The 11,864-nt window shown below is 72.7% G+C and carries 8 protein-coding genes and 1 pseudogene; 6 read left to right on the forward strand and 3 right to left on the reverse strand.

Annotation, left to right across the window (positions count from 1 at the left end; genetic code table 11):
• The first annotated feature begins 20 nt into the window (after positions 1 to 20).
• Complete coding sequence (locus tag ABT360_RS07480; RefSeq protein ID WP_351812153.1) at positions 21 to 1,616, forward strand: FAD-dependent monooxygenase; 1,596 nt, start codon at positions 21 to 23, stop codon at positions 1,614 to 1,616.
• 507 nt (positions 1,617 to 2,123) lie between these two features.
• On the opposite strand, the pseudogene recX reads toward ABT360_RS07480, so the two are convergent.
• Positions 2,124 to 2,735, reverse strand: a pseudogene (gene recX, locus ABT360_RS07485) (recombination regulator RecX); the annotation flags it as partial.
• On the reverse strand, positions 2,698 to 3,825 hold the full coding sequence (gene recA, locus ABT360_RS07490; protein ID WP_351812156.1) for a recombinase RecA: 1,128 nt from the start codon (positions 3,823 to 3,825) through the stop codon (positions 2,698 to 2,700). The pseudogene recX and the gene recA, both read right to left, overlap by 38 nt.
• Before the next feature lie 312 nt (positions 3,826 to 4,137).
• Here recA and ABT360_RS07495 point away from each other — a divergent pair, with 312 nt between their 5' ends.
• The 5 genes from ABT360_RS07495 to ABT360_RS07515 all read left to right on the forward strand — a co-directional run bounded on the left by ABT360_RS07495 (position 4,138) and on the right by ABT360_RS07515 (position 10,526).
• On the forward strand, positions 4,138 to 5,412 hold the full coding sequence (locus ABT360_RS07495; protein WP_351812159.1) for a sensor histidine kinase: 1,275 nt from the start codon (positions 4,138 to 4,140) through the stop codon (positions 5,410 to 5,412).
• The gene (locus ABT360_RS07500) at positions 5,409 to 6,074 is read left to right on the forward strand and encodes a response regulator transcription factor (protein ID WP_351812162.1); all 666 of its coding nucleotides are present in this window, start codon (positions 5,409 to 5,411) and stop codon (positions 6,072 to 6,074) included. The genes ABT360_RS07495 and ABT360_RS07500 overlap by 4 nt, the downstream gene beginning before the upstream one ends.
• A 153-nt stretch (positions 6,075 to 6,227) precedes the next feature.
• Complete coding sequence (locus ABT360_RS07505; RefSeq protein WP_351812165.1) at positions 6,228 to 7,511, forward strand: cytochrome ubiquinol oxidase subunit I; 1,284 nt, start codon at positions 6,228 to 6,230, stop codon at positions 7,509 to 7,511.
• Between the two features lie 16 nt (positions 7,512 to 7,527).
• Positions 7,528 to 8,334: a cytochrome d ubiquinol oxidase subunit II gene (locus ABT360_RS07510; protein WP_351812167.1), complete on the forward strand. Its 807-nt coding sequence runs from the start codon at positions 7,528 to 7,530 to the stop codon at positions 8,332 to 8,334.
• Positions 8,335 to 8,381: 47 nt separating this feature from the next.
• Positions 8,382 to 10,526 carry an MMPL family transporter gene (locus ABT360_RS07515; RefSeq protein ID WP_351812170.1) on the forward strand — a complete coding sequence of 715 codons (2,145 nt, stop codon included), beginning with the start codon at positions 8,382 to 8,384 and terminating at the stop codon, positions 10,524 to 10,526.
• A 55-nt stretch (positions 10,527 to 10,581) separates the two neighbouring features.
• On the opposite strand, the gene ABT360_RS07520 is transcribed toward ABT360_RS07515, so the two are convergent.
• Complete coding sequence (locus ABT360_RS07520) at positions 10,582 to 11,733, reverse strand: AI-2E family transporter (RefSeq protein ID WP_351812197.1); 1,152 nt, start codon at positions 11,731 to 11,733, stop codon at positions 10,582 to 10,584.
• Between the last annotated feature and the right edge of the window lie 131 nt (positions 11,734 to 11,864).

Below are 11,864 nucleotides of genomic sequence, written 5' to 3' on the forward strand. Positions count from 1 at the left end.
CGGGCCTCAGGAGTCACGCCGTGGAACCGGTGATCGTGGTCGGCGCCGGCCCGGTCGGGCTGGCGCTCTCCCTCGCCCTCGCCGCGCAGGGAGTGCCCACCGTCGTCCTGGACGAGGGTCCCGGCAAGGAAGAGCCGCGTGCCGCGCGCACCGCCGTACTCCGCCCGGACATGGCCGCGTTCGTGGAGCGCCTCGGCTGCGCCACCGTGCGGGACGAGGGGGCGCGCTGGACCGGCTGGCGGTCGATGCGCCGCAGGCAGCAGATGCGGCACATCGAGTTCGGCCTGGCGGCCCCGTCCCCCCTGCACATCCCGCAGCACGCCCTGACGCGCGGCCTGCGGGAGGCCATCGCCGCACTGCCGGACCCCGAACTGGTGCGGGTGATCACACACAGCCGCCTGGACGGCATCGAGCAGGACGCGCACGGCGTCACCGCGCACACCCGCGGGCCCGGAGCGACATGGCGCGGCAGCCACCTGGTCGGCTGCGACGGGGCACGCTCGACCGTGCGCAAGCTGCTGGGCGTCCGCTTCCCGGGGCGTACGGCCGTCGAACGGCACGCCGTCGCCGCCCTCCACGTCGAACTCCCCTGGCCGGACGAGGCCCTGCTGCACCGTCAGCCGCCGTGGCGCGGCGTGGGCGAGGAGGTCACGGCCCGGCCGTTGCCGGACGGCGGCTGGCGGCTGGACTGGCTGCTGCCTCCGCGCGGCGATCTGGTGACGCCCGACGCGCTGGTGGCGCGGATCCGCGAGACGCTGGCCGGCTGGTGCGGTGCCTCTCCTGCGTACGACCTGGTCGACACCGGCGTCTACACGCTGCACCACCGGCTCGCGAAGCGGTGGCGGGTGGACCGGGCCTTCCTCGCCGGGGACGCGGCCCATCTACTGGGAGCGCTCGGTACGCAGGGGCTGGACGAGGGGCTGCGGGACGTCGAGAACCTGGCGTGGAAGCTGGCGCTGGCCCGGCACCACGGCGCCTCGGAGGTGCTGCTCGACAGCTACCAGGCCGAGCGGCGGACGGCGGTCGCGGCCCGGTTGCGGGCGGCCGACCAGTCGTTGCCGGTGCTGCGTGGCGCGGGCGGGCTGCGTACGTATCTGCGGGGCGGCGGGCATGACACGCTGCTGACCGACGGGCACGTGGGGCGCGGCCCGCTCGGTGCGCCGCCCGCATACCCGCACTCCCCCCTCGCGCCTCCGTACGCCGAGGCGCACACGAGCGTCGGTACGCCGCTGGGTGCGCCGGTCGAGGACGTGCGGGTCACGGCACCGGAGGACGGCACGACGGTACGGCTGAGCGACCGGCTGGGCCGCGGCAGGCTCCTGGCGGTGCTGGTCGCCCCGGGCACGGGGGTGTGGGACCGGCGGCACTGGATGTCGGCGGGCGTCATGCCCCGGCTGGTGGAGGCGGTGGCCGGGCTCCCGGTCGAGGGCGAGGTACTGGTCACGGAGACCTACCCGGGGGCGGCTGCCCACACCGTGCTGCTGGTGCGGCCCGACGGGCACCTGGCGGCGGCCTTCGGCGGGGTCCGGCCCGCGGAGCTGCACGCGGCGGCCGACGCGGTGCGGGGTGGCACACCGTCGCGGGAACGCACCGACCGGACGGCCGACGTCAACTGACCTCTCCCCGGCGCGGGCGGTGTGGTGCGGCAGCGCGGCGGGGCAGGTGGCCTGGTGCGCGGTGGCCCGGTGCGGGCGGCGAGGCGCGGGCGGGGCGTCGCGGCCCTGCGGCCCGGTGCGGCGGGGCGGCGCGGTGCGGCGGGGCGGCCCGGTGCGGTGAGCGACCCGGTGCGGCGGGGCGGCGAGGTGCGGGCGGCCCGGTCGGGCGGCGAGAGGCGGTGCGGGCGGTGTGGGCGGCCCGGTGCGGTGCGGCGGCGGCGCGGTGCGGGTGGCCCGGCGGCGCGGGCCCTGCGGCGCGGTGAGCGACCCGGTGCGGTGAGCGACCCGGTGCGGCGCGGGCGGGCGTGCGCAGGGACCAGGGGACGGCCGCCGACCGCGTGCACGGCCGCCAGGGCGTGCACGACCGACCGTACGCGGACGGCCAGCCGGGTACGGATGGCCTACCGCGCGTCGGCCACACCGGGCGTCGGCCGACCGCTCGCCGGCCAACCGGGGCGCCGGCCCCCGTCAGAGGGGCTCGGGTGACAGGTCCTCCGTGTCCTCGCCCTCCGCCTCCAGCGCCTGCCGCACCACCCGCAAGGCCATCCCTTCCGGGTAGCCCTTGCGGGCGAGCATGCCCGCGAGGCGGCGGAGGCGGCGGTCGCGATCGAGGCCCCGAGTCGCCCGGAGTTTGCGGGCGACCAGCTCCCGGGCCGTCTCCTCCTCCTGTTCGGAGTCGAGCTGCCCCACCGCTTCGTCGATCAGCTCGGCGTCCACCCCCTTGGTGCGCAGCTCCCTCGCGAGGGCACGGCGGGCCAGGCCCCGGCCGTGGTGCCGCGACTCCACCCACGCGTCCGCGAAGGCCGCGTCGTTGATCAGGCCGACGTCCTCGAAGCGGGAAAGGACCTCGTCGGCGACCTCGTCCGGGATCTCGCGTTTGTGCAACGCATCCGCGAGCTGCTTGCGGGTGCGCGGTGTCCCGGTGAGCAGGCGCAGGCAGATCGCCCGCGCCCGCTCAGCCGGATCCTGGGGCGACAGCTCCTTCTCGGCCCTCGACGAGTCGGCGCTGTCGCCCGGCCATTCGGTGCGCCGGACCACGGGGTCAGGCCTTGGCGGCCGCGGTCTTGGTCGCCTTGGTGGCCTTGACCGCCGGGGCCGGGACCGACTTCGCCGGCTCGTCCGCGGCCGACGCCCCCGCCGCGTCCGTACCGGGCTCGGTCGCCGGGGCCTCGGGCCGGACGCCGACACCCAGCTTCTCCTTGATCTTCTTCTCGATCTCGTTGGCGAGGTCCGGGTTGTCCTTCAGGAAGTTGCGGGCGTTCTCCTTGCCCTGGCCGAGCTGGTCGCCCTCGTACGTGTACCAGGCGCCCGCCTTGCGCACGAAGCCGTGCTCGACACCCATGTCGATCAGACCGCCCTCGCGGCTGATGCCCTGGCCGTAGAGGATGTCGAACTCGGCCTGCTTGAACGGCGGCGCGACCTTGTTCTTGACCACCTTGCAACGGGTGCGGTTGCCGACCGCCTCCGTGCCGTCCTTGAGGGTCTCGATACGGCGGATGTCGATACGCACCGAGGCGTAGAACTTCAGCGCCCGGCCACCGGTCGTGGTCTCCGGCGAGCCGAACATCACGCCGATCTTCTCGCGGAGCTGGTTGATGAAGATCGCCGTGGTCTTGGACTGGTTGAGCGCGCTGGTGATCTTCCGGAGCGCCTGGCTCATCAGACGGGCCTGGAGACCCACGTGCGAGTCGCCCATCTCGCCCTCGATCTCCGCACGCGGAACGAGCGCGGCCACGGAGTCGATGACGATCAGGTCGAGCGCGCCGGAGCGGACCAGCATGTCCACGATTTCCAGGGCCTGCTCGCCGTTGTCGGGCTGCGAGAGGATCAGGTTGTCGATGTCGACGCCGAGCTTCTTCGCGTACTCGGGGTCGAGGGCGTGCTCGGCGTCCACGAACGCCACCTGGCCGCCGGCCTTCTGCGCGTTGGCCACGGCGTGCAGGGTGAGGGTCGTCTTGCCGGAGGACTCCGGGCCGTACACCTCCACCACGCGCCCGCGGGGCAGCCCGCCGACGCCGAGGGCGACGTCCAGCGCGGTCGACCCGGTCGGGATCACCTCGATGGGCTCGTTCGGCCGCTCGCCGAGACGCATCACCGCGCCCTTGCCGAATTGCCGTTCAATCTGTGCGAGCGCGGCGTCGAGCGCCTTCTCGCGGTCGGTTCCTGCCATGGGTTCCACCCGATTTGCTTGAGTCGATCGCTTCACGTCAAAGACGCTAACCCCTGCCACTGACAATGGGCCCCGACGTCCCTCCGACCTGTGGATAACTCGGCGGCCCACGCATCGCCGCCCCCGTGATTCCGGGCCGGAACCCCATAAGAATGGATGTTCGATTTTGCTGTCAAGCGAGCCACACCGGCCCTCGGCGCCCCCTTGAGCCACCTCGGTCCGCCCCCCTGGACCTCACCCGGCCCTCCGACGTGCCACGCACCCCCGGCGGCGGCACCGCCCGGCCCGGGTCCGGCGCCTATCCTTCCTGGCATGGCCCTCCCCTCCCGCGCCCGTCGCGCCCCTCGTGGCCGGGTGGTCGCGTGGGCGGCCGACATGGGCGTCACGCTCACCGCCGCGCTGTTCGTGGTCATCTGGACGGTCGTGGCGACGGCCCGGGCGGGGTACGGGAGCGAGCCGCTCGCCTCCACGCTGATCGAGTGGGCGCTGATCGTCGTCGGGTGCGGCGCCCTGTACTTCCGGCACCGGTGGCCCGTCGCCGTAGCCGTGGTCACCCTGCTGGTCTGCGGCACGTACTACCCGATGAGCGAGCACGACGGTCCACTCGTGCTCACGTTCGCTCTCGCGCTCTACACCACCGCCGCCGAGGGCCGCTTCGTCGCCTCGGTCGCCCTCGCCGCCGTCACCCTGCTCGCCGTCGGGCTCGGCGAGATCCGCCAGGCGCCCGGCAACCGCCAGATCGACGACACGTCCCTGGTGATGCTGGCCGGCTGGCTGATCAGCCTGGTCGCCGTGGGCCGGGCACAGCGCACCCGGATCGCCTACCTCCACGAGGTCGAGCAGCGGGCGCTCGCCGCCGAGCGGGAGCAGGAGGCGAGGGCCCGGCAGAGCGCCACCGAGGAACGGCTGCGCATCGCCCGGGAACTGCACGACGTACTCGGTCACAGCATCTCGCTGATCAACGTCCAGGCCGGCGCCGTACTGCACCGGCTGAGCAAGAAACCCGCCCCCGAGGTTGCCCTGCCCGCCGCCCAGGAGGCCCTCGAGGCGGTCAAGGCGACGAGCAAGGACGCCCTGCGCGAGCTGCGCGCCACCCTCGGGGTCCTCCGGCAGGCCGACGAGGCCGCCCCGACGGCGCCCGTGTCCGGCCTGGACCGGCTGGGCGAGCTGGTCGGACGCGCCCGCTCCGCCGGCCTCGACGTCAGCGTCCGTACCGAGGGCGCCCCGCGTCCGCTGCCGCCGCCCCTCGATCTCGCCGCGTACCGGATCGTCCAGGAGTCGCTCACCAACGTGACCCGGCACGCCCGCGCGCACGCCGCGGCGATCACCCTCTCCTGGGCCGACGACGAGTTGCGCCTGCGCATCGAGGACGACGGCGAGGGTTCGCCCGACGAGCACGCCCCCGGCAGCGGCATCCGGGGCATGGCCGAGCGGGCCAGGGCATTAGGCGGCGATCTCACCGCCCGCAACACCGCCGACGGCTTCCGGGTCACCGCCCGGCTGCCGCTCACCATGGCGGCCACCACGGCGCCCGCCCCGCCGCCTACGACGTCGTCGCTCAGCACGCCCAAGGGGGACCAGGAATGATCCGCGTCGTACTCGCCGACGACCAGACGCTCGTCCGGGCGGGGTTCCGCTCCATCCTTGCCGACGAGACCGACATGGATGTGGTGGGCGAGGCGGCGGACGGCGAACAGGCCGTCGCGCTCGCCCGCGAGCTGCGCCCGGACGTCGTCCTGATGGACATCCGCATGCCCGTCCTCGACGGCCTGGAGGCCACCCGCCGGATCACCGAGGATCCCCGAATGGAGGGCGTCCGGGTGGTCATCCTCACCACCTTCGACGTCGACGACTACGTGTACGGAGCGCTGCGCGCCGGTGCGTCGGGCTTCCTGGTCAAGGACACCGAGCCGATGGAACTGCTGCACGGCGTACGCGTGGTGGCGCGGGGCGACGCCCTGATCGCGCCGGCGGTCACACGGCGCCTGATCGCCGAGTTCGCAGGCCGTAGCAAGCAGCCGGACCCGAGCCCCCGCCTGAACGCCCTCACCGACCGCGAGCGGGAGGTGATGGGGCTCGTCGGGGCGGGCCTGTCCAACGACGAGATCGCCCAGCGGCTGGTCCTCTCCCCCGCCACGGCCAAGACCCACGTCAGCCGGATCATGACCAAGCTGGACGTCCGCGACCGCGCGCAGTTGGTGATCCTGGCGTACGAGTCCGGGATGATCACCCCGGGCTGGCTCGCCTGACGGCGGCACGGCCTCAGGGTGTTGTCCGGGTCCACGCGCGCCTGGCCGCAACTCAGGGGGTACGCGCGCGTGGACACCCGCAACCCGGGGTGTACGCGCACTGACCACCACGGGCCGACGCCGGGCCGGTAACCGTACGCCGACGCTGGCTGCGTGAATCCGGATGTCCTTGATCTCGCGCGGCTGCAGTTCGCCCTCACGGCGGGCGGCCACTTCCTCTTCGTCGCCCTGACCCTGGGGCTGGCGACCGTCGTCGCCGGCATGCAGACGTGGGCCACTTTCAGCGGAAAACCCCTGCACGCGCGCATGGTGCGGTTCTGGGGGCAGCTCTATGTCATCAATTACGCGGTCGGGATCGTCACCGGCATCGTGATGGAGTTCCAGTTCGGGCTGAGCTGGAGCGGACTCACGCACTACGCGGGCAATGTCTTCGGGGCGTCCCTCGCCGTCGAGACGATCGTCGCGTTCTTCGTCGAGTCGACGTTCCTGGGTTTGTGGATCTTCGGCTGGCACCGCTTCGGGAAGTGGACGCACCTGGCGATGATCTGGGTCGTCACGCTCACCGCGTACCTGTCCGCGTACTGGATCCTCGTCTCCAACGGCTTCCTCAACCACCCCGTCGGGTACCGCGCCGAGGGTGGCAGGCTCGTCCTCGACGATCCGGTCGCCGTCCTCACCAACCCGGCCGCCCTCCTCGCCTTCGGGCACATCCTGGGAGGGGCCCTGCTGACCGCCGGGTTCTTCGTGTCGGGTGTCAGCGCGTACCACTTGTTCCGGCGGACGTCCGCGTGGGAGTTCTTCGGCCGCAGCCTGCGCATCGGGGTGTTCCTGTCGCTGCCCGCACTGATGCTCACCGCCGCCTTCGGTGGGGTGCAACTGTCCACGCTCGCCGAGTTCCAGCCCATGAAGTCGGCCGTCTTCCGTCAGCAGACCGCCGACATCGCGCGCGTCCAGGCGGACATGGTGGCGCGTTTCGGCCCGGGCGACTACGTCCCCTCCGAGGCATGGACGCGTGGCGGCGCACTGCTCATGCTGATCGCTTTCGGGCTGATGATGTACGTCACCGTCGCCGGGTTCGTCCTCGCCTTCTTCCGGAAGGCCGTTCACCGTTTCCGGCTCTGGCATCTGGTCCTCATGGGCGCCGTACCGCTGCCGTACATCGCCATGATCAGCGGCTGGGTGTTCCGTGAGGCGGGCCGGCAGCCCTGGGTGGTGTACGGGCTGCTGAGGACGGAGGACGCCGTCTCCGGCCTCTCCACGGGCGCCATGCGGACCTCCTTCGCCGTCTTCACCACCCTGTTCGTCCTCCTCGCCGCGGTCAACGGCGGGCTCCTCGTGCGGTACGCGCGCCGCGGCCCCACGGACACGGGACTGGGCCATGACGACCGCGCGGAGGACGACGATCCGGCCGATTCCCTGCCCGCCGCGCGCTACTGAGAGTTGAGGAACCGTCATGGAGACCCTTGCCATCGTTCTGCTCGGTTTCTTCGCCGCCGGGTACTTCGTGCTCGCCGGAGCCGACATCGGGACCGGCATGCTCCTGCCCTTCCTGGGGCGCACGGACCGGGAACGGCGGCTGGTGATCGCTTCCTTCGCGCCGTTCTTCCTGGGCAACGAGGTGTGGCTGATCGCCTCCGCGGGGCTCCTCGTCGGCTGTTTCCCGGATCTCGAAGGAGAGCTGTTCACGGGTCAGTTCGGCGTGCTGGTGCCATTGCTCGTGGCCTGGGTCGTCCGGGACATGGGCCTGTGGCTGCGCGGCCGTGTCGGGGCACCGGCCCAAGGCTCCGTCCCCGGCGGCGGCCGGGCCTGGCGCGCGGTGTGCGACGGGGCGGTGGTCTGCGGAAGCTGGGTGGTCTCGCTGTCATGGGGCCGGTTGCTGGCCGCGCTGTTCACGGGTGCGCCGGACACTCCGGCCACCGGCCTGTCCGCGATCGTCGCTGCTCTCGCCGTCGCCGCGCTGTTCGCCGCGCACGGGCTCGGGTTCGCCGCCGTACGGCTCACAGGGCTGCCCTACGAACGCACGCGCCGGCTGACCGGCCGCACGCGCGCGTGGCAGTCGTTCGCGCTGACCGGTGCCCTTATGGCCGCGTTGCCGCTCCTCGCCGGCCTGTCCCTGCCGCTGGCCGCTTCGGCCGCGGACGGCACGACGCTCGCACTGCTCGTCCCCGCGCTCCTGCTGATCACCCCGCTGCTGGTGGCCACCCAGGCCTGGACCTGGTGGACGTTCCGGCACCGGGTGAACCGCCCCTCCTACCTGTGACCCGAATCCCTTTCGTCTGTGACCCCGAACCCTTGAGGAGACCAATCATGAGCATGACGCGGGACACCGACCGCGCCACCCGGCGGGGCAGCGTCTTCGAGCGCCTGGCCGCCTTCTCGTACCGCCACCGCTGGGGGGCGCTGCTCCTGTGGGTGGTCCTGGTGGCCGGGATCACCGCCACGTCGACGGCGGTGGGCAGCGCGTACCACAACGACTTCTCGCTGCCCGGGACCGATTCGCAGGCGGCGCGGAGCGTGCTGGAACGGCACGGTTCGGCGCAGGCGGACGCGACCGTACAGATCGTGGTCGAGGCCGCCGACGGGATCCGGGAAACGGCCGTCGAGGCGCGCGTCGAGGCGATGCTCGGCAAGGTCTCCGGACTGCCGGGCGTGCGTGACGTACGCAGCCCGTACGAGGACGGGGCGGCAATCTCCGAGGACGGCACCGTCGGGTACGCCACCGTCGCCCTGGAGGGGGCCGCCGAGAACGTGCCCAAGGAGGACGTCCTGCGGGTCGTCGACGCCGCGGAGGCGGCCGAAGGCGAGGGCCTGGAGACAGCCGTCGGCGGTGACGCGGTACGTGGTGCTGAGGAAGGAGGGGGCGGCGCGGCGGAGGGCGCCGGGATCCTGGGCGCACTGGTGATCCTGGTGTTCCTCTTCGGATCGCTGGTCGCCGCGAGCCTGCCGGTGGTGACGGCGCTGTTCGCGGTCGGCGGGGCGGTCGGTCTGATCGCGCTCGCCTCGCACCTGGCGTCGGTGGCCGACTTCACCCCGCCGGTCATGATGCTGGTCGGCCTGGGTGTCGGCATCGACTACGCCCTGCTGGTCTTCTCCCGTTACCGCGGTGAGCTACTGCGTGGTGCCGAGCCGGAGCGGGCCACGCGCGTGGCCCTGGACGCGGCCGGGCGCACGGTCTTCTTCGCCGGCTGCACGGTGATCGTGGCGCTGATGGGACTGGTCGCCCTCGGGCTGGGTTCGCTCCAGGGCGTGGCGCTCGCCGTCGCGCTGACCGTCCTGGTCACCATGGCGGCCTCGCTGACGCTGCTCCCGGCCCTGCTGGGGCTCTTCGGGGCCCGGATCGCCCGCAAGGTCGCCGGGCGGGCGGCCAGGGCCACGCGGGCGGAGGGAGCGGCGTGGCGGCGCTGGGCGGCCGGTGTGCAACGGCGGCCGTGGGTGGCCCTGCTGGTGTCGACGGTGGCGCTGGGCACGCTCGCCCTGCCCGCCGCGGGCATGCGCCTCGGCTTCGCGGACGCGGGCAACGACCCTGCGGCGACGTCCAGCAGGCAGGCGTACGACATGCTGGCCTCCGGTTTCGGGCCGGGCTTCAACGGGCCCCTCGTGGTGGTCGTGGACGGAGGCCACACGCGCGTGGCGGGTGATGTGCGTCAGGCGCTGGAGGCCGCCCCGGGCGTCGCGGCGGCCTCGGGACCCATTCCCACGCAGGACGCCTCCGTCTGGACGGTCATCGCCTTCCCGGACTCGGCCCCGCAGGCCGAGGCGACGTCGGACCTCGTCGACCGGCTGCGCACCGCCGTCCTGCCGCCCCTGGAGCGAGAGACGGGCGCCGAGCTGCTGGTCGGTGGCCCGACCGCGGCCACCGAGGACTTCGCGGCCACCGTCGCGGACCGGATGCCGCTGTTCGTGGCGATCGTCGTCGGCCTCTCCGCGCTGCTCCTGCTGCTGGTGTTCCGGTCGGTGCTCATCCCGCTGAAGGCGGCGCTGCTGAACCTGGTGAGCATCGGGGCGGCCCTCGGGGCGATCACGCTGGTGTTCCAGCACGGCTGGTTCGGCGTGGAGGCCGGACCGATCGAGGCGTTCATCCCGGTCATGATCTTCGCGATCGTCTTCGGACTGTCGATGGACTACGAGGTCTTCCTGCTGGCCCGTGTCCACGAGGAGTGGGAGCGCACCAAGGACCCCCAGGGCGCGGTACGCGAGGGGCTGGCGGCGACCGGGAAGGTCATCACCGCGGCCGCGGCGATCATGATCGTAGTGTTTGCGGCGTTCGTCCTGAGCCCGGACCGGATGCTCCAGCAGTTCGGGCTGGGCCTGGCCGTGGCCATCCTCCTGGACGCGGTCGTCATCCGCTGCCTGATCGTCCCCGCGGTGATGCAGTTGCTGGGCCGCAGCGCCTGGTGGCTCCCGGCCCCGCTGGCCAGGCTCCTGCCCAAGCCGGGCCTGGAACGCCACTGAGCACCCGTTCGAGAGGCGGTCCCGGCGCGGGCCGCCCCCCGGGGAGTCGTGCGCCTCAGGCGCCGTCCGGGGGCGGCGCCTGTGCCGCCAGCTCCTTTTCCTTCTTGGCGCGCAGGGCCCGCTGCACCCGGGCGAGGACCGCCTCGCCGTGCCGCCGGTGACCGTGTACACGCGGGTCCTCCGTCACGTCGTACCGCTTCACATAGGCGCCGAGGAACGCCTGCAGGGTGGCGACCGCCGGGATCGCGATGAGCGCCCCGACCGCGCCGAGCAGCGCGGTGCCGGCGACGACCGACCCGAAGGCGACCGCCGGGTGGATGTCGACGGTCTTGGCGGTCAGCTTGGGCTGCAGCACGTAGTTCTCGAACTGCTGGTACACCACCACGAACACCAGCACCCACAGCGCGTACCAGGGGTTCTCGGTGAAGGCGATCAGCATCGGCAGCGCGCCCGCCAGGTACGTACCGATGGTGGGGAGGAACTGGGAGACCAGGCCCACCCAGACGGCGAGCGCGGGAGCGTACGGCACGGCCAGGATCTGCAGCAGGACGTAGTGGGCGACGCCGGAGATGAGCGCCATCAGACCGCGTGAGTACAGGTAACCGCCGGTCTTGTCGACGGCGATCTCCCAGGCGCGCAGCACCTCGGCCTGCTTCGCGGGCGGCAGGACGGAGCACAGGGACCGGCGCAGCCGCGGGCCGTCGGCCGCGAAGTAGAACGAGAACAGGAAGATCGTCAGCAGCTTGAACAGTCCCCCGAGCACGGTCGCGGAGACGTCCAGCACCCCGCTCGCGCTGTTCTGCACGTACTTCCGCAGCCAGTCCGAGCGCAGCAGGCTGTCCTGGACCTCCACCCGGGAGAGGTCCGTCTGGAAGGTGTGGTTGATCCAGTCGATGAGCGAGTCCAGGTACCGGGGGAAGTCCTCGACCATCTCGATGATCTGGCCGGCCAGCATCGAGCCGAGCAGGACGACGAAGCCGACGCCGACCGCCAGGACGGCGAAGAACACCAGGAACGTGGCGAGCCCGCGGCGCATCCCCCGGGCGGCCATCCGGCCCACGGCCGGCTCGATCGCCAGCGCGAGGAAGAACGCGATCAGGATGTTCAGCAACAGGCCGATGAGCTGGTGGAACGCCCAACTGCCCAGCTGGAAGCAGGCATACAGGGCGAGGGCCAGGACCATGGCCTTGGGCAGCCAGCGGGGCATACGGGCGGCGGGGGCCCCGCCGCCCGCCGGCGTCGTCGGCGGGGCGGTCCTGCTCGGCGGCACGGCGGCCGTGTCGATGGCCGGTGACGCGGGTTTCACATCCCGGACTCCCCGAGAAGATGGGCGGCATC

The sequence above is a fragment of the Streptomyces sp. NPDC000229 genome, assembly GCF_040300825.1.
In the GTDB taxonomy this organism is placed as follows: domain Bacteria; phylum Actinomycetota; class Actinomycetes; order Streptomycetales; family Streptomycetaceae; genus Streptomyces.